This is a genomic window from Stenotrophomonas sp. YJH_SMC_73 (assembly GCF_059370155.1).
On record NZ_JCAFTJ010000011.1, the window covers coordinates 134,591 to 154,000 of the forward strand.

9 protein-coding genes are annotated in these 19,410 nt (G+C 67.9%); 3 read left to right on the forward strand and 6 right to left on the reverse strand.

The genetic code is table 11. The features are described from left to right. Positions 1 to 105: 105 nt before the first annotated feature. Together AC5P8R_RS17375 and AC5P8R_RS17380 are read right to left on the reverse strand one after the other, a co-directional pair. The gene (locus AC5P8R_RS17375; RefSeq protein WP_014648893.1) at positions 106 to 3,564 is read right to left on the reverse strand and encodes a hybrid sensor histidine kinase/response regulator; all 3,459 of its coding nucleotides are present in this window, start codon (positions 3,562 to 3,564) and stop codon (positions 106 to 108) included. Positions 3,565 to 3,771: 207 nt separating this feature from the next. Then, positions 3,772 to 5,919 (reverse strand): S46 family peptidase, encoded by a 2,148-nt coding sequence (locus tag AC5P8R_RS17380; protein ID WP_049442105.1) that lies wholly within the window; start codon positions 5,917 to 5,919, stop codon positions 3,772 to 3,774. Positions 5,920 to 6,045: 126 nt separating this feature from the next. Between AC5P8R_RS17380 and AC5P8R_RS17385 the strand changes: the two genes are divergently transcribed. The 3 genes from AC5P8R_RS17385 to AC5P8R_RS17395 all read left to right on the forward strand — a co-directional run bounded on the left by AC5P8R_RS17385 (position 6,046) and on the right by AC5P8R_RS17395 (position 10,429). Further along, positions 6,046 to 7,734 carry a molecular chaperone HscC gene (locus AC5P8R_RS17385; protein ID WP_046433293.1) on the forward strand — a complete coding sequence of 563 codons (1,689 nt, stop codon included), beginning with the start codon at positions 6,046 to 6,048 and terminating at the stop codon, positions 7,732 to 7,734. After that, a complete protein-coding gene (locus AC5P8R_RS17390; protein ID WP_495223669.1) occupies positions 7,731 to 9,185 on the forward strand; it encodes a J domain-containing protein in 1,455 nt (484 codons plus the stop codon). The genes AC5P8R_RS17385 and AC5P8R_RS17390 overlap by 4 nt, the downstream gene beginning before the upstream one ends. Before the next feature lie 104 nt (positions 9,186 to 9,289). Further along, a complete protein-coding gene (locus AC5P8R_RS17395) occupies positions 9,290 to 10,429 on the forward strand; it encodes a heat-shock protein (RefSeq protein ID WP_495223670.1) in 1,140 nt (379 codons plus the stop codon). An 11-nt stretch (positions 10,430 to 10,440) separates the two neighbouring features. Here AC5P8R_RS17395 and AC5P8R_RS17400 read toward each other — a convergent pair whose 3' ends face one another. The 4 genes from AC5P8R_RS17400 to glyQ all read right to left on the reverse strand — a co-directional run bounded on the left by AC5P8R_RS17400 (position 10,441) and on the right by glyQ (position 19,379). After that, positions 10,441 to 14,298: a translocation/assembly module TamB domain-containing protein gene (locus AC5P8R_RS17400; protein ID WP_014648899.1), complete on the reverse strand. Its 3,858-nt coding sequence runs from the start codon at positions 14,296 to 14,298 to the stop codon at positions 10,441 to 10,443. Beyond that, positions 14,295 to 16,091, reverse strand: a complete 1,797-nt coding sequence (locus tag AC5P8R_RS17405; protein WP_049407641.1) for an autotransporter assembly complex protein TamA — start codon at positions 16,089 to 16,091, stop codon at positions 14,295 to 14,297. Before AC5P8R_RS17405 ends, AC5P8R_RS17400 begins: the two co-directional genes overlap by 4 nt. A gap of 213 nt (positions 16,092 to 16,304) precedes the next feature. After that, a complete protein-coding gene (gene glyS / locus AC5P8R_RS17410) occupies positions 16,305 to 18,380 on the reverse strand; it encodes a glycine--tRNA ligase subunit beta (RefSeq protein WP_495223671.1) in 2,076 nt (691 codons plus the stop codon). 87 nt (positions 18,381 to 18,467) lie between these two features. Next, complete coding sequence (gene glyQ, locus AC5P8R_RS17415; RefSeq protein WP_014648902.1) at positions 18,468 to 19,379, reverse strand: glycine--tRNA ligase subunit alpha; 912 nt, start codon at positions 19,377 to 19,379, stop codon at positions 18,468 to 18,470. Positions 19,380 to 19,410: the final 31 nt, after the last annotated feature.

Sequence of the window (19,410 nt, forward strand, 5' to 3'; positions counted from 1 at the left end):
ATTTCCAGCGAAACGCGCAGGCAGGGCTGGTTTGTATAGCGATGGCTATATCGGCGCCGCCATGCGTTCGGGAGCCGAGCACGGGCTCGGCTCTACAATTGCCGATCAGGCATCGCTATTGCCGGCATCGCGCAGCGCGCCCAGGAAGGCGCGCAGCGAGGCCGGCTTGATCGGCTTGGTCAGCACGCGGTAGCCGCGTTCGCGTGCCATCCGCTTCAGTTCGTCGCGGCCATCGGCGGTCAACAACGCACCCGGCAGCGGATAACCGGCGGCTTCACGCAGCGCCACCAGCGCATCCAGACCGTCCATGCGGTCGTGCAGGTGGTAGTCCACCAGCATCACCTGCGGCCGCTCGGCCACTTTCTCCAGCGCCTGATCCACCGTCGATGCCGTAATCACCTGCACCTGCCAGCGACCGAGCAGCGCGCGCATGCCGTCGAGGATCTCTTCGTCGTTGTCTACGCACAGCACGCGCAGGCCGGCCAGCGAATCGCTGCGCAGCGGCGCGGCTGCGGCCTGTACCGGCGCGGCCAGTTCGGTATAGCCCGGCAGCGGCGCCACCCGCGGCAGGATGATCGAGAACATCGAGCCCTTGCCAACCCGGCTGCGCGCATTGAGGCGATGGTCAAGCAGGCGCGAGATGCGCTGGCAGATCGACAGGCCCAGGCCCAACCCCTGTTCGCCCCAATCGAACGGCTGCTGGTAGCGGTGGAACTCGTCGAAGATCTGCCGCATGTGGTGCTCGGGAATGCCCGGGCCGGTATCCCATACCTGCAGCTCCACTTCGTTGCCACGCTGGCGCACCGCCAGCACGATGCGGCCCTGACGGGTGTAGCGCAGCGCATTGGCCAGGAAGTTCTGCAGCACGCGGCGCAGCAGGCGGCGATCACTGCGCACCCAGGCCGGACGCGTGAACAGGTCCAGGCGCAGGCCACGGCCGGCGGCGACCGGCGTGTACTGCGCGGCCAGTTCGCGCATCAGCGCGCTCACGTCGAACTCGCCGATCACCGGGTGCAGGCCACCGGCATCCAGCCGCGACACGTCCAGCAGGCCATCAAGCAGTTCTTCGGCAGCACGCAGCGACGCATCCACGCGCTCGGCCAGGTGCTTCTGCTCGTCGCTCACATGGTCGCTGTCGCGCAGCGCCGAAGCAAACAGCCGTGCGGCGTTCAACGGTTGCAGCACGTCATGGCTGATCGCCGCCAGGAAGCGGGTCTTCGACTGCTGCGCGACCTCGGCCTCGTGCGAGCGCTCGGCCACTCGCTGTTCCAGCGTCTCGTTGGCTTCCAGCAGTGCCTTCTCCGCGTGCTTGTAGTCGGTGATGTCGTTGTAGCTGGTCACGTAACCGCCGCCGGGCAGCGCCTGGCCGCGCATCTCGATCACCTTGCCGTCGCTGCGGGTGCGCTCGAACACGTGCGGTGAGCCGGCGCGCATGTAGCCGATGCGGCGGTTGATCTGCACTTCGATATCGCCCTCGCCCAGCTCGCCGCGCTCGGCGTTGTAGCGGATCAGGTCGGCCACCGGGCGGCCCACGTAGAGCATGCCGTCGGGGTAGCCGAACATGTCCTGGTAGCGGCGGTTCCATGCGGTCAGGCGCATGTCCGGATCAACCACGCTGACCCCGGCGCTGATGTTCTCCAGCGTGGTCGACAGGATCTCGCGGTTGAAGCGCAGCTCCTGCCCCGCTTCGTCCAGCACCGCCACCACTTCGCCCAGGTCCATGCCCGAGCCACGCAGCAGGCTGGTCAGCAGCAGGCGCGCCGATGCCGCGCCGATCGAGGCCGCCAACAGACGCTCGGTGAACTGTACCCACGGCCGGTCCGCAGGCGCCGAGGATTGCAGCTCGCGGCCCAGCGACTGCGCCTGCTCGAAGAACGAACGCCGCGCGTGGCGCTCGCCGACCACGCGCGAGGCCAGTGCCAGCAGGTCGCCCACGTGCACGTGGCCGGGCCAGCCGCCGGCCACCGACGGGCGTTCGGCATACGGGTCGAGGAAGGGGGCAGCGCGCAGGCGCTCGTCGACGCCGGGTCGCCAGCGTGCGGACACCAGCATCATCGTCGCCGCATTGACCAGCAGCGACCAGAACGTGCCATGGGTCAGCGGATCCCAGCCGGTCATGCCGAACAGCTGCTGCGGGCGCAGCCACTCGATGCCGAACGGGCCGTGCTGCACCCAGGCGGCATCGACCCAGCCGGCCATGGTCATCGCCGGCAACAGCAGGGTGTACAGCCAGGTGGCGAAGCCGAGCAGCATGCCCACCTCGACGCCACGCCGGCTGGCACCGCGCCAGTACAGGCCGCCGATCAGGCCGGGCGCGAACTGCGCCACCGCTGCGAACGCCATCAGGCCGTACGAGGCCAGCGTGCTGTCATTGCTGCTGGTGCGGTAGTAGCTGTAGGCCATCAGCGCCAGCAGCAGGATCGCCAGGCGGCGGATCCACAGCACGCGCGAAGCGACGTCGGCGGCCTCCTGGTGGTCACCGCTCCGACGCAGCAGCACCGGCATCACCAGGTCGTTGCTGACCATGGTGGCCAGTGCGATGGACGACACGATGACCATGCCGGTGGCCGCCGAAAAGCCGCCCACGTAGGCGATCAGCGCCAGCGCATTGCGGCCTTCGGCCAGCGGCAGGGCCAGCACCATCGAGTCGTCGGCGACGCTGCCGCCGGTGCCGAACAGGGTCACGCCGGCGGTGGCGATCGGCAGCACCATGCCCGAGATCAGCACCAGGTAGCCGCCGAACATCCAGCGCGCGCGGCGCACGTCGCGCACATCGCCGCACTCGACCACGGCCACGTGGAACTGGCGCGGCAGGCAGATGATGGCCAGGAAACTGAGCAGCGTCTGCGAGATGAAGCCCACCGGCGGCAGGCCGGTGAACAGCGTATGCACCGACTCGACCACCGCGTCGGTGCGGTTGCTCAGCCACAGGTAGGCGAACACGCCCACGGCCAGCATCGCCAGCAGCTTGATCACCGATTCGAAGGCGATGGCCAGCATCATGCCATGGTGGTGTTCGGTGGCATCGACCTGGCGGGTACCGAACAGGGTGGCGAACAGCGCCATCAGCAGCGCCACGTACAGCGCGGGATCGGTGAAGAAGCCGGTCGGGCCGGTGTTGCCGGTCAGCACCTGCAGGCTCATCGCCACCGCTTTGTACTGCAGCGCCAGGTACGGAATGATGCCGATCAGCGCGATGATCGCCACCAGCGCCGCCAGCCGCCGCGAGCGACCGAAGCGCGAGGAGATGAAATCGGCGATGGAGACCACGTTCTGGCTGCGCGCGATCAGCGCCAGGCGCTCGATGATGCGCCAGCCGAACAGCAGCAGCAGCAGTGGGCCGATGTAGATGGGCAGGTAGCCCACGCCGTTGCGCACGGCGGTGCCGACCGCGCCGTAGAAGGTCCACGACGAGCAGTACACGGCCAGTGCCAGGCTGTAGACCACCGGCCGCAGCCACGGCCGGTCGGGGTACATCGGCCGACGGTCGCCCCACCACGCCACGCCGAACAGCAGCGCGGCATAGGCAACCGAGACCAGCAGCAGGATCCAGCTGGAGACCACGCGTGCGTTTCCGTCAGGACAGGGGTCAGTAGATCACGACCGCTGGTCGTGCGGGTAGGTCATGGCGGTGGGTCACGATCGTTGATCCGTCTGGTGGGTCACGACCGTTGGTCGTGACGGGGACATCCGTGCCCACTAACAGTGGGCACCTACCGGGAATCAATGGGCACCCACCAGGAAGCGGTGGGCGCCTGCCAGGTACCGGCGCTATTGGGCCGGCACGCCCATTTCCTTCAGCAGCTCGGGCGCCGGGTAGACCTTGGCCAGCAGCCAGCGCAGGTAGCGCATGTCCACGTGCACGGCGCGCTTGTAGCGCGGGTCGAACCACCAGCTGGCGCTGACCGACTCCCAGTTGCTGTCGAAGTTCAGGCCGATCAGTTCGCCCCTGGCGTTGAGCACCGGCGAGCCGGAGTTGCCGCCCGTGGTGTCCAGGTTGGTCAGGAAGTTGACCGTCTGGGTCTTCAGTGCCGGATCGGCGGTGCTGCCGAAGTCACCCTTGGCGATCGCTGCCAGCAACGGCTTGGGTGCATCGAACGGGTAGGCGTTGGTGTTCTTCTCGACGATGCCGGCCACGGTGGTCACCGGCGAGTAGGTCACGCCATCGCGCGGGTGCAGCGCCTCGACCTTGCCGTAGCTGATGCGCAGGGTGCGGTTGGCATCCGGATACACCGCGCGGCCCTGCCTGGCACGCCAGGCGAACAGCGCCTGCATGTACGCCGGGCGCAGGCGCAGCTGCTCGCCTTCGCGGGTCTTGCTCTCGTTCTCGATGCGCAGCTGCGCGGCCACCAGCGGACCGGCCACGCTGATCAGCGGATCGGCGGCCAGTGCCTTGCCTTCGCGTGCGGCGGCAAAGCGCGACAGGCGCTGCGCTTCCTCACCCAGCTGGGTACCGGCATACAGGGTGTCCAGCGCCTTGGCCAGCTGCTGTGGGGTACGACCAAAGGCCGCGTCGAACTCGGCCACGCGCTGCGCGTCCGGCAGCTGCTGGTAGCGGGTCAGCAGGGTGGTCAGCAGGGCCTTCTCGACCTCCGGCGCGTAACGGCGCTGGACCTGCTTGAGCACCCCTTCGATCATCGCCTGGTCGCGCTGCTGGTAGCCGCTCTCGCGCTGCGCGTCCGGCTTGGCCGATTCGATGCGCAGGCGCTCCAGCAGCAGCGCCGAGCGCAGCAGCTGGCTCTGCGCGGCCATCTGCTCCAGCAGCAGGTCACGCTCGCCCACCGCCGCACCCTGCGACAGGTTGGCCAGCAGCGCCTTGATGTCACCCTGGTACCTGCGGTCGGTGGCAGCCAGCATGGCCGTCTCGTCGGCGGCACGCTGGGCCTTCGCATCGCTGCGCAGCAGGCCTTCCAGTTCGCCGGCGGCGCGCTTGCGGTTGTTCTTCAGCGACTGCAGCTGCGAGGCGTAGCGGGTACGCGCCTGCGCGTCCTTGGCGCTGGCGGCCTCGATGGTGTCGATCATCTGCTGGAACACCGATACGCGGCGCGGCAGCACGGTATCGATCTGGCCGGCGAATTCGGCCGCGGTGCGGTGGCGGTAGGTGATGCCCGGGTAACCGGCCAGCATCGCGTAATCGCCTTCCTTCGGGCCTTCCACCGACATCTGCAGGTGTGCCGGCGCCTGGTAGGGCACGTTGTCCTTGCTGTAGGCGGCCGGCTTGCCGTCCTTGCCCACGTAGGCGCGCAGCAGGGTGAAGTCGCCGGTGTGGCGGGGCCACATGAAGTTGTCGATCTCATCGCCGTAGTTGCCGATCGCACGCGGCGGCGCATACACCAGGCGCACGTCGCTCAGTTCCAGCTGGGCAATGCGGTAGAAATCGGTGCCGTAGTACATGTTGGCCACCGAGCAGCGCACGCTGCCGTCCTTCTCGCACTCGGCCACGATCTGCTTGCTGGCTGCATCCACGGCATCGAAGTAGGCACGGCCGGTCTTGCCACGGGCCTGCGCCAGCACCTGGTCGGTCACCTTGTCGAAGCCGACGGTGACCAGCACGCGGAAGTCCGGGTTGGCCGGGCGCTCGTCGGCACGGTCCCTGGCGATGAAGCCACCAGCGATCAGGTCGTGCTCGGGCGAGCTGTTGTACTGGATCACGCCCATCGCCACGTGGTGGTTGGTCAGCAGCAGGCCGTCGGCGGACACGAACGAACCGGTGCCACCACCGGCGCGCACCACGGCGCTCAGCGGCGGCGCGGTGACGTTGGCCAGGTCGGCCGGATTGCCCTTGAAGCCAGCGGCCTGCAGCGGTTGGGCCAGGTCCGGCAGCTGCGTCGGCATCCACATGCCTTCATCGGCGTGGGCGCCGGTGGCGAGGGTCAGGCCCAGGGCCAGGGCGGTGGGAAGGGCTTTGCGTGGTGACATGAGGCAATCCGGTACGACAGAACAGCCCGGGACCATAGCCCGTGGGGCGCTGTCGGGCAACGCCCGATAGTCAGGCCTGCGCCGCGCTCCTAGAATTGCCGTTTTCTGCACATCGGACGTTCGCAGATGATCGTCGGCATCGATCTTGGCACCACCCATTCCCTCATCGGCAGGCACACGGCAGCTGGGCCGCAGCTGTTCCCCAATGCCCATGGCGAGCTGTTGACCCCTTCGGTGGTCAGCCTCGTCGATGGTGCCGTACTGGTCGGCCAGCCGGCCCGTGACCGCCTGGTCAGCCATCCGCAGCAGACCGTGGCCCATTTCAAGCGCTGGATGGGCAGCGACCGTGAGACCCGGCTGGGTGAGCGCAGTTTCCGTCCCGAGGAGCTCTCGGCCATGGTGCTGCGCTCGCTGCTGGCCGACGCCGAAGCCGCCCTGGGCCACAAGGTGGAGGAAGCGGTGATCAGCGTGCCGGCCTACTTCTCCGACGCCCAGCGCAAGGCCACCCGGGCCGCCGGCGAACTGGCCGGCATCCGCGTCGAGCGCCTGATCAATGAACCCACGGCCGCTGCGCTGGCCTATGGTCTGCAGGAGCGTGACGGCGAAGGCCGCGTGCTGGTGCTGGACCTGGGCGGCGGCACCTTCGACGTCTCCATCCTGGAACTGTTCGATGGCGTGGTCGAAGTGCATGCCAGCGCCGGCGACAATTTCCTGGGCGGCGAGGATTTCCTGCAGGTACTCGTGCAGGCCTTCCACGCCGACCAGGGCACGTCCGCCAGCGACCTGTCCGCTGCCGAGCAGGCGCAGCTGCTGCGTCGGCTGGAACTGTTCAAGCGCGAACTCAGCCAGAGCGGCACTGCCAGCCTGCAGTTGCCCCTGGCCGGCAGCGAACGCCAGTGGCAGCTGGATGAAGCTCGCTACGCCCAGCTCTGCGAGCCACTGCTGCTGCGCATGCGCGCGCCCATCGAGCGCGCGATCCGCGACGCCCGGCTCAAGCCCGAGGCGCTGGACGACATCATCCTGGTCGGCGGTGCGGTACGCATGCCGATGGTCAGCAGGCTTGCGACCCGCATGTTCGGCCGGCTGCCGCTGCGCCATGTCCATCCGGACCAGGCGATTGCCTTGGGTGCCGCCGTTGCAGCGGGATTGAAGGCGCGCGACGAATCGCTGCGCGAAGTCGTGCTGACCGATGTCTGCCCCTACACGCTTGGCACGCAGGTGTCCCGCCAGGATGCTGCCGGTGGCGAGCGCAGCGGCTATTTCCACCCGATCATCCAGCGCAACAGCGTGGTGCCGGTCAGCCGCGAGGATCGCTTCTACCCGCTGCACGAGCGGCAAAGTGCCATCCGCATCGACGTGTTCCAGGGCGAGAGCCCGACGGTGGATCGCAACATCAAGCTCGGTGAGCTGACCGTGCCGCTGACCCATTCTGTCCCGATGCAGGAACGCAGCGTCACCGCCCGCTTCACCTACGACGTGAACGGGCTGCTGCAGGTGGAAGTCACCGAGGATGCCACCGGCAGGCGCCACGAGCTCATCCTGGAACAGAATCCCGGGCTGCTGTCACCCGAAGAGATCCAGCAGCGCCTGCGCGCGCTGGAAGCGCTGAAGATCCACCCGCGTGACGCCCAGCCCAACCTCGCGGTGATCGCCCGCACCGAGCGCCTGTACGAGGAACGCATCCATCACCGTGAACAGTTGCAGTCGTGGCTGAGCAGCTTCCGCCATGTGCTGGAGAGCCAGGATGCCGTTGCCGTCGAGCGTCATCGCCGTCAGCTGGACGAGGCACTCGACGCCCTCGAGCGCGATGCATGAGCTGGGCACTGCACGTCCTGGAGCTGGACCAAACGGCTGACGAGCGCGCGGTCAAGCGCGCCTATGCAAAGCGCCTGCGGGTGACTCGACCCGACGAGGATCCGGTCGCCTTCCAGCACCTGCATGAGGCCTATCAGGCGGCATTGGACTGGGTCCGCCAGGAAGCGCTGGCCGATATCGCGGACGAAGACGAACCGGCGGAGCATGCAACCGACATCGCACCTTGGCCGCCCGACGCAGACGTGGCATGGGCGCCGCCCGAAACGCGTTCGTACTCGCCTCCATGGCCACCTCGCGGCACGCCTGTGCTGCTGCGCACGGCACCAGGGGCGGAACTGGAGGGAGCGGTCCACGTATCGGGCCATGCGCACACGATCCTGCGCATGGCCCATCTGTCTTCCCCTGAAGACTTCGGCCCCTGGCTGGAGGCCACGCCGGTGCTGTGGTCGCTGCGCTACAAGCCATTGGTGGGCGACGCGCTGCTGGATGAACTGGCACGCAGTCACAACAGCGTCAGCGCAGCCAACATGGGTCTGCTGGCACGCTGCTTTGGCTGGGATGATGTACACGATGGCGTGGACCCGGACAGGCTGGCATCGATCCAGTCGCGCGGTCATCGACGCTGGGCCGCCGAGACCGGGAATGCGGCAGAGCTGTCGGCACTGCTTGAACAAGAGGGCAGCCTGCGGCTGGGGAGGGTCACCCTTGCGCGTTGCCTGCGCTACCTGTCGCAGCCATGGCACGCGCGACGATCCCTCTGGCAGGCGCAGCTGCCCGAGCACATCATTGAGGTCAACGCGCTGCTGGATGCGCTGGAACGCGGCGGCCAGGAGCCATTGCCCGCCGCCTGGGATCGGCAGCAGGTGCAGTTCTGGCGCAGCCTTGCCGACGTTTCCCGTCCCAACCGCTGGCGTTGCCAGGTCAATGCGCTGCGGGGCGGCCTGTTGGCTGCCCTGACGCTCGCGATTGCCGGTGGCTCGACTCTCATGAGTCTTGCCCAGCGTGACCTGCGCACCGCCGCCGCGCTCGGCATAGGCGGCGTGCTGCTCGGGGTCCTGCTCGCCCTGGCCGGCGCTCTGTGGGTCCATGTCCGTTGGGTGCTGCGCCAGCTGACGCTGGATCTGCCCCCTTCGCGCTGGGGATGGCTGCTGGCGTTGCCAGCGCCGCTGATCGCCCTCGCCAGCCTGATCCTGGTCCATGGCCTGGATCTGCGGCTGGAAGGTACGTTGCTGCTGTTCCCTGGCCTTGCTCTGGCGACGGCACGCTGGATCCGGCGCGAGGATGGCCGGGGATTCCGGCCGCGCAACCTGATTGGACCGGGCATCGGCATGTTCGTCCCCGAAGTGGGCTGCGCCCTGGTCCTGCTGCTATGGACCACCTGGTTCCTGCGTGACAGGTGCCGTCGCCTGTCGATCGACCTGCCTCCACCTGCTTCTGGAAACACCGTGTGAACCGGGCACTGGACGCTCTCGGGCTCGACGCCAGCGCCGACGAAAAGGCGATCAAGCGCGCCTACGCGCAGAGACTGCGCGCGGCACGCCCGGACGAAGACCCGGTGGCATTCCAGGCGCTGCACGAGGCTTACCAGCAGGCCCTGCTGTGGGCACGCAGCCGCACGCAATGGCAGGAGGAAAGCAGTGCAGAAGCGCTGTCGACGCCACCTGCAGACAACAGCCCACCCGGCCCACCGGCGCCGTACGACAGCCATTCGCCGATGGACAACATGCCGTTGCTGCATCATCCATGCACGCCCGACACCGACATGCCGGACGATGTGGTGGAGCCATCATTGAACCTGCCCCGGTTTGCGCGCCTGCTGATCAACACCGCCGGCGACGCCGACCCGGCCAGCTTCGAGCACTGGCTGGCCCATCGCCCGGAGCTGTGGTCATTGGCCGACAGGCCGCGTATCGGTGACGTGGTACTGCAGCAGCTGCTGCACCAGGGCCAGCCGCTGTGCGAGTCCAACTTCGATCTGCTGGGTCGATACTTCTGCTGGGATGAGATCCGGGCTGATATCGATCCCTACCGGGTCCGCGCACGGCGCAACCTGCTGCATCGCCGCTGGCAGCTGCAGCCGCGCAACCACACGGCCCTCACCGCAGCCCTGGACCGACCGCATGACCGGGTGTCCGTAACCGAGGCCCATGCCCGCATGGAACGCTTGACCCGACCGTGGCACTGGCTGCAATCGCTGCTGTCGGCCAGCGTGCCCGGGCGTGCTGGCATCATGCGGCAAACGATGCAGCGTCTGGGAGTGCAGGGTGTCCGTGACACGCTGGCGCCACTGGACACGGATCAGGTCGCCTTCTGGATGGCGGTATCCCAACCCGGGCACTTCAATCTCATGAAGATGCAGGTGGCCATTGTCCGCTGCCTGCTGGGCGCTCTCGTCGTGCTGGCCGTTCTGGCAGCGCTGGCATTGCTCGGTGATGCCGCTCGCCCTATCGCGATCAGCACGTCCAGCATGAAACACGTGGCAATCCATGCCTCGGTGGTCATCGTGTCTGGCGTCCTCATGCTGACGCCTTTCGTTGGAGGCACCCCATCGCGGACGGCGTCCGCGCCAGCGCCCGTCGAGCCACCGTCGGCGCTTGATGGGCACGGCATGCTCACGCACGGGCCTCGTCCGCGCAGGCCAGCCCCCTGCTTCGCCGTTGTCAGCCAGACCGATCCCGACACAGAGGGTGGTTGAGGGGCAGCGGGTTATTTCTCCCGCCGCCAGTTGATCGACCCGCGGTTTTCCACGGTGCTCGACTCCACTTCCACGTCGAACCCGCGGCGCAGCAGGTACTTCAGCGTGATCACCGAACCGGCACCGACCAGCGACACGCCGTAGCCGACGTACAGCTTGGGCGAGATGTACTTGCCGACACCGATCACCGAGCCGCCCAGCGCGCGCGACTGGCTCACGCCGGCGTCGTCCAGGCCCAGCTTGGCGCCCAGCTGCGAAGCCAGCAGGCCGCTGCCCGCCGAGAGCGCCGCCGAGGCCGCGTTGACCTGCTGCGCCTGGTCGCTGCTGGCACCGGTCAGGCTGCGTCCCAGCACCAGATAGGCCAGTGCCTCGGACTGCGACATTGCCGGATCGGACCACACGTCCGCGCGCGGCTGCTGCGCACGCCCGGTCACGTCGATGCCGGCGGTGACATCACCGATCCGGCGCTCGGCGCGGATGTTGATGCGCGGGTCGGACACCGCGTTGTAGTTCCAGGTGAGGTTGCCGCGGGTGATGGTCAGGTCCTGCCCATACGCCTTGTAGCGGCCGCTCACTTCCAGGCCGCCATTGGCGGTCATTTCACGGCCGGGCTTGGCCCAGACCTGCATCTTGCCGGTCAGCGCGCCCTTCAGGCCGAACCCGGTCATCTTCACCTTGTCGCCGAGGCTGACCGTCAGGTCCATGTCCAGCGGCGAGGTGCGCGACTCTTCCGGATCGGCCGGGTCCAGCACCACCACGTCTTCGGACACCGAGGTGCCACGGTCCAGGCGCTCCAGGTCGATGTCGGCCTCGGGCACGTGCACGGTGCCACGCAGCTCCATCGCCGCCTTGGCCAACGTGAAGTCGAGGTTGGGGTTGGCGACGATGCGCAGCTCGCTGGTGTTGGACAGCAGCACGTTCTCGCCGTGGATCTTCAGCTGCAGCGGCTGTGCATCACCGAACCACGACAGGCCGCCGTCGACATACAGCGTGCCCTGGCCCGAGTTGGCCTGCGCGGTGATCTTGGCCGAGCCGTCGGGCTGGGCCACGAAGCTGCCCTTGCCCTGGTCGAAGGTCAGGCCAAGCGCGGGGAATTCGCCCTTGAAGTTGCTCAGCTGCGCGTCGCCGCCCAGCGACGGCTGCCCGCGCGTACCGCGCAGGCTGACGTGGCCTTCGATCAAGCCGGTCGGGCGCACGATGTCCGGCGAGAACAGCTCCAGCCAGTACAGCCGCGACATGTTGAGGTAGAGCTCACCGTTCAGCGGTGCGCTGGCTTCCCAGCCGGTCTGCATCTTCGCGTCGACGAAGCCATTGCCCTGGAAGCCCATGCCCAGGTAGCCCTTGATGCTGGCCGGGGTCATGTCGAGCTTCAGCGAGAACTGGTCATAGCGCACCAGCTCGCCGCGGGTGGTATCGCCCACGGTGTTGCGGTTCTCGCCCAGGCGCACGCCGCCTTCCTTCGAGCGCACTTCCACATGGCCTTCCCAGGCCGCGCCGCGCGGGCGGATCTGCGCGTCCAGGCTGACGTCGCCGCGCAGGTAGATGCGGCGGCCGGACTGCGGCGGCAGCCACGGCTGCACCAGCGCCAGCGGCAGCGCGTCACTGCGCACCACCAGGCCTTCTCGCGGCCAGTTGGCCTGTGCGCACAGCGCGCCGCTGCTGGCGGCGGCCAGGCAGGCTTCGGACAGGGTGTAGGTGCTGCCGTTGATCGCGAACGCCGCCGGTGCACGCAGCGACCACGCATCACCCTTCACCGGTGCGATGCGCAGCGAGGCCAGCTCGCCACGCCACTGCGCCCCCTGCTGGCGCACGCTGCCCTGCAGCTCGATCGCGCCCATCTCGTTGCGGGTCTGCGCAGCCAGGCGCAGGTTGGACACACTGCCCTGCGCATCCACGTTCAAGCGCTCCAGCAGCATGCCGGCGTTGACCTGCTGGCCCTGCACCGCCAGCGTGCCGCTGTCGCCGCGCCACGGCAGGTGGCCCTTGATGCTCACGCTCTCGGCGCCGTAGCCCTCCCAGTTGAGATTGTTGCCGACCAGGTCGGCGGTGATGTCCGGCGCATCGCGCGGCCCCTTCACCTGCACCTGGCCGCGCAGGCCACCGTCGGCGCCCGGCAGCAGGTCACTCAGCTGCAGCGGTTCGAAACGTGCATCGATGTCGAGGCGGTCGCCGACCTTGCCCGACGCGGTCACCCGGCTGCTGCCCAGCGACAGCTTCAGGTCACCCTGGCCCTGCGCGCCCTGCAGCGCGAACTTGCCCTGTGCATCAAGGTTGCGCTGGCGCAGGATGCCCTTCAGCGACGGCAGGTCGACGGTGGCTTCCAGCGTGCCGGCCGTGCCCGGTGCGGCATTGGCCGGCGGCGGCAGCTGACGGCCCTTGGAGGCCAGGTTGCCGGACAGGCGGCCGTTCCAGCCCGGCACGAAATAGCCGGGGTCGAAGTCCTTCAGCGTGGCCTTGGCGTCCCAGTCCAGCTGCGGCGCCCAGGCCACCTGGCCTTCCACCTGCAGCTGCCCACCCGGCGTCTGCGCCTGCAGCTGGTGGATCGACGCGGCCTGGTCATTGCCGCGTACGTCGAACTGCAGCTGCGCCTTCTGCGCCTCGCGTTCGATCTCGGCACGGCCGATCGCGGCCCAGGCCTTCAGGGTACCGGCCAGGCCGAAGCGTGCTTCCTTCAGGGTGACCGGCACCGGTGCGCTGCCAGCCGTGTTCGGGTCGGGTGCCGGCACGTAGGTCAGATCGCGTGCGACCACCGAGAAATTGAGTTTCTGCTGATCGTCCTGGCTGAAGTCGGCGGTGCCTTCCAGCCGCGCTTCGCCACCGAGGCCCTTCACCAGCAGCGGTGAGACCTTCAGCACCTGGTCCTGCAGCGACACCACCGACGGTGCCAGTTCCAGCTCCTGGTCGCCCTGCTTCACCCTGCCGCGCAGGTTGGCATTGCCGCCCTTGCCGGCGGCGGTGAAGTCCAGCGACAACGGCGCAATCGCCGAGCTCGCCAATGCTGGCGACAACAGCGCCAGATCCAGCTCGTCACTGCGGATGCTGGCGCTCCAGCTCGGGTCGGTGCGGCCATCGAACACCAGCATCGCGTGCAGCGGCTTCGGCGCGCGCCCGGCTACGGCCACTTCCATGTGCGACAGGTCGCCACGTGCGACCAGGCCCACCGTAGCGGCGGTGCGCCCACGCGGTGCTGGCAGCACCGCCGTCACCGTCACATCGGTGTCGTAGTCCTTGGCCGGAATGTAACGGCCCTGGGCGGTGAAGTTGCCCATGTCGCTGTCCACCACCAGCTTGTGCGCCTGGAACTCGCCATTGGCGATCTCGATGCCACCACGCACCCGGCTGATGTCGATCACCGGTTCGTTGGCCTGGCTGATGCGGAAGCCGTCGATGGCGATGGCATCGGCCTGGATCGCCAGCGGCATCTCGATCTGCGGCAGCGAATCCGGCCACGATGGCAGCTTGAACGGCTCATCACTCTTGGCCAGGTTCAACGTCGCGTTGGTCAGCTCCAGCTTGTCCAGCAGCAGCTTGCGGCCCAGCAGCGGGCGCAGGTCCGGCTCCAGGTGCGCGCGCTCGGCGTGGAAATGGATGTCGTCGTAGCGGAAGTCGACGTTGTACAGGGTCAGCGGACCGGCCACCGGGCCTTCCACCTTGTCCCAGGTGAAGCTGGCGCCCACCGGCAGTCGCGCCACCACCTGGGCCAGCAGCACATCGCGGCCGGCCACGGTCTGCAGCAGCCAGTACACCGCCAGCAGGGCCAGCAGCACCACGCCGATCACGCCGACGCCGGACCAGGCCCAGAAGCGGCGGCGTCGGTAGAAGCGCACGCGCGGCGGTGGCGTGCCGGGGCTCGGTGCGGGCGTGCTCACAGGTCCGCTCCGATGTTGAGGTAAAGCTGGAACTGTGAATCCGGGTTGTTCAGGCCATGCGCGATATCCACCCGCACCGGGCCCACCGGCGATTTCCAGCGCACGCCGAAGCCGACGCCGGTGTGCAGGTCAATGGTGTTGTCGAATGCGCTGCCGGTATCGACGAACACCGCCGCGCCCCACGGGCCGCCATTGAAGTAGTGCTCGTACTCGGCCGAGCCGATCACCAGGTTCTTGGCGCCCAGCGCGTATTTGTCGGGTTTGGGTGTGCGCGGGCCGACTTCGCGGTAGGCGTAACCGCGGATGCTGCGGTCACCGCCGGCGAAGTAGCGCAGGCTCGGCGGCATCGCCACCAGATCGCTGGTCCAGGTGGTACCCCCCTCACCGCGCAGGATCAGGCGGTTGCTTTCACCCACCGGGATGTACCAGCGCAGCACGGCGTTGGCCTGCACAAAGCTGGTATCCGAGCCGGCGCCTTCCACGCCGGCACGCACCGTCGCCGCGCCGCTGATGCCCTTGCGCGGGAACATCTCGTCGTCGACGTTGACGTAGTCGGCAACCATCTGCGGGTACACCAGCGTCGAGGTGTTGTAGACGGCGTCGGTGAATTCGGTGCCGGACGCGTAGCGCCAGCGCTCGCGCAGTGCGTTGATCGAGGCGATCGCGGTCCAGTGCTCGTTGATCTCGCCGCTGCGGCTGGCGATCAGCTTGAAGTTGCGCAGATCGATGTAGTCGGTCTGCTCGTCGTACGCGCTGGCGGCGAAGGTGTACCAGCCGTCGAGCCAGTTGAAGGCCGGAATGCGGTAACTGGTGACCAGGCTCTTGCGCTTCTGCGCATAGTCCAGCTGCGTGTTCATCTTGTGGCCGCGGTTGTTCAGGAAGCGCCGCTCGATGCCACCGCGCACACCCGGGCCGCTCTCGCTGCCGTAGCTCAGGCCGGCGGTATAGATGGTGCGCTTGGCGCGCGTCAGCTTCACGTCCACCGGCACTTCGCCGTTCTCGTCGGCCTGGTCCGGGCGCGGCTGGATGTCGATCACGCTGAAGTAGTCCAGCTTGGTCAGCGACTCGCGCAGCCGGTCCAGCTTGCCCTCGTGGTAGTAGCTGCCCTGGTCCCAGTAGACCAGTGGATCGAACAGCTTGTCGACGAAGTAGTCCTGCTGGAAGCGCACCGGGCCCATGTTGTAGCGGCGGCCGCTGTCCCAGGTCAGGTCGATGTCGGCGGCGTTGTCGGCGCGGGTGATCTGCACCTGGCGCTGGGTGTAGTCGGCGTCGAAGTAGCCGCGCTCGGCCAGGCGCCGGGTGATGGTGATCTTGCTGGCTTCGTACTGGGTGTGCTCGAAGCGCTGGCCCTTGCGCGGCTTGAACGCGGCCAGGTCATCCTGCAGGTACTGGTCGTACATCGCCGGGCCGGTGATGTCGATGTGCTCGCGGCGCACGGTCACCGGGGTGCCCTTGTCGACATGGATCAGCACGCGCACGTGTTCGTCCTCGCGCGGTGCCTCGACCTTGATCACCGGGTTGTAGTACCCGAACGGTTCCAGTGCCTGGCGGGTCTGCCGCTCGGCCTGTGACAGCAGGTATTCCAGGCGCGATTCGCCCTGTTCCTTGCCGATCGTGTCGTACAGCGACAGCGATTCCTGGATGTTCTCGATGATTGCGGCGTCGTCGCCCTTGTCCAATCCCTTGATGTCCACCTTGTCGATGGTGCCGCGCGCGTGGACCACGGAAGTGGCGGCCAACGACAGGACCATCAGCGGCAGGGCGTATTTCTTTGGCTGCATGCGGGACAGCATACCGACCGAAGGTGACGATGCGAAATGCATCACGTCATTCGGGATCGGTTGTTAAGTGGCGGTCAAAATACGCACCTTTGTGGCGATCATCGTGAATGCAGGCGAGGATGCCGGCATCGTGCGCGATGCCGGCAATGACCCCGATGGACATCCACCGGCGATGCGATGCGCGGGGGTAATGCCGGCCAGCGGCCGGCACTACCGATACGGGCATCAGCTCGACAGATGCTCGATCGCCGCGACCTTGCCCAGGCGCTCGCCCAGCATCGTCAGCAGCGCCAGGCGGTTGCCACGCAGCGCCAGATCGTCCGCATTGACCATCACCCCGTCGAAGAACGCGTCGACCTGCGGGCGCAGGCGCGCCAGGCGTGCCAGCACGGCCACGTAGTCCTTCTGGTGCAGGCTGGCGCCGGTGTCGTCGATGGCGGCGGTGACCGCTTCGGCCAGCGCGCGCTCGGCGTCTTCCTGCAGCAGCGCCGGGTCGATCTGCGCCGGAATGTCGCCCTCGGCCTTGCGCAGGATGTTGCGGATGCGCTTGTTGGCCGCAGCCAGTGCTTCGGCTTCCGGCAGTGCGGCGAAGGTGCCGATCGCATCCAGGCGGCGGTCGAAGTCGTACAGCGAGGCCGGCTTCAGTTCGGCCACCGCGTTGAAGTGCGTGGCCGGCACGCCCCTGTCGCCGTAATAGCCCTTCAGGCGGTCGAGAATGAAGTCGTACAGCTCGCCGACATCGGCCTGCACGTTGCGCGCGGCCAAGGCGGCGTTGGCGCTGGCCAGCAGCGCGCGCAGGTCCAGCTCGAAGCCGCTTTCGATGATCGTGCGGGCCAGGCCCAGCGCATTGCGGCGCAGGGCGAACGGGTCCTTGTTGCCGGTCGGCTTCAGGCCTGCGGCGAAACCACCGGCCAGCGTGTCGACGCGTTCGGCGATGGCCAGCACCTTGCCCAGCGGCGACAGCGCGATGTCATCACCGCCGAAGCGCGGCTGGTAGGCCTCGTCGATGGCCAGCGCCACCTCGGTCGATTCGCCACCGGCCACGGCGTAGTGGCGGCCGGCGATGCCCTGCAGCTCCGGGAACTCGTTGACCATGCGCGACTGCAGGTCGTTCTTGGCCAATTCGGCAGCCCGCCTGGCCTGCACGGCATCGGCACCCACCTGGGGTGCGATCACTTCGGCCAGGGCGGCCACGCGCGCCACCTTGTCGGCCACGCTGCCCAGCTTGGCCTGGTAGGTCACCGTCTTCAGGCCGTCGCCCATCGACGCCAGGCCCTGCTTCAGGTCCTCGTCGAAGAAGAACTTGGCGTCGGCAAAGCGCGGGCGGATCACCCGCTCGTAGCCCTTGGCCACTTCGGCCACGTCCTTCGATTCGATGTTGGCGATGCCGATGAACTTCTCGGTCAGCGTGCCTGCGGCATCCAGCACCGGGAAGAACTTCTGGTTGATCTCCATCGTTTCGATCAGCGCTTCCTGCGGCACTGCCAGGAACGCACGTTCGAAGCTGCACAGCACCGCCGACGGCCACTCGACCAGGTTCACCACCTGCTCCAGGTTGTCGTCGGTGATGCGGGCGCTGCCACCGGCCCTGGCCGCGGCGGCCTCGACCTCGGCGACGATGCGCGCACGGCGCTCGCGCGGGTCGACCAGCACGAAGGCGGCGCGCAGGGCTTCAACATAGTCCTGCGGCTGGGCCAGCAACACGGGCTGGTCGTGGTGGAAGCGATGGCCACGGCTGACACGGCCGGCCTGCAGGCCGAACAGTTCGGCCTCCACCACCTCGGTACCGTGCAGCAGCACCAGCCAGTGCGCCGGGCGGGCAAAGCCCCAGGTGTGGTCGCCCCAGCGCATCGGCTTGGGAATCGGCATCGCTGCAATCGCCTCGCGCAGGATCTCCGGCAGCAGGCTGGCGGTGCGTGCGCCCGGGGTCACCGCGCGGTGCACGAAGCGCTCACCCTTGTTATCGGTGGTCTTCTCCAGCGCGGTCCAGTCGATCCCGGCCTTGGCGGCGAAGCCCTGCAACGCCTTGGTCGGCTGGCCTTCGGCGTCCAGTGCGATGTTCAGGTACGGGCCCAGCACTTCGCTGTGCTGTTCCGGCTGTTCCAGGCCCACGCCCGGCAGCAGCACGGCCAGGCGGCGGGGGGTCGACAGCGGGCGTGCATCACCCAGTTCCAGCGCGACGCCGCGCGTGCGCAGGCCTTCGACAACACCGTCGAAGAACGCCTGGGCCAGGCCCGGCAGCGCCTTGACCGGCAGCTCCTCGGTGCCCAGTTCGATCAGCAGGGGGGACAGTTGGCTCATCGGTTCGATCCTGTGGTGGGGGCGCAGCGCGCGACGCGTCCGGCGCCCCGGGTAGTTGATGAAAAGCGGGTGGGTGCCGACGGCCCGTCAGGCCTTCTTCGCACCCGGGAAGCCCAGCTTCTCGCGCTGCTCGTAGTACGCCTTGGCCACCGCCTGGGCCAGCGCGCGCACGCGCAGGATGTAGCGCTGGCGCTCGGTCACGCTGATCGCGCGGCGTGCATCAAGCAGGTTGAAGGTGTGGCTGGCCTTCATCACCTGCTCGTAGGCCGGCAGCGGCAGGCCCACCTCGACCAGCTTCTGCGCTTCACGCTCGCAGGCATCGAAGCGGTGGAACATTTCGTCCACGTCGGCGTATTCGAAGTTGTAGGTGCTCTGCTCGACTTCGTTCTGGTGGTAGACGTCGCCATAGGTCACCGGTTGCCCGTCCGGGCCGTAGGTCCAGACCAGGTCGTAGACGTTGTCGCAGTTCTGCAGGTACATGCACAGGCGTTCGAGACCGTAGGTGATCTCGCCCAGCACCGGGCGGCACTCCAGGCCACCGGCCTGCTGGAAGTAGGTGAACTGGGTCACTTCCATGCCGTTGAGCCAGACTTCCCAGCCCAGGCCCCAGGCGCCCAGCGTCGGCGATTCCCAGTTGTCCTCGACGAAACGCAGGTCGTGCACCAGCGGGTCGATGCCCAGCGCCTTCAGCGAATCCAGGTACAGCTGCTGGATGTTGTCCGGCGCCGGCTTCATCGCCACCTGGTACTGGTAGTAGCGCTGCAGGCGGTTCGGGTTCTCGCCGTAGCGGCCGTCGGTCGGGCGGCGCGAGGGCTGCACGTAGGCCGCGTTCCAGCGTTCCGGACCGATCGCACGCAGGAAGGTGGCCGGGTGGAAGGTACCGGCGCCCACCTCCAGGTCGAGCGGCTGGATGAGCACGCAGCCCTGCTGGGCCCAGAACTGGTTCAGGGTCTGGATCAGGCCCTGGAAGGTGATCGGAACGGTCGGGGTCGCGGACATGCGTACGAGTCTTGGCCGGCAAGGGGGTGCG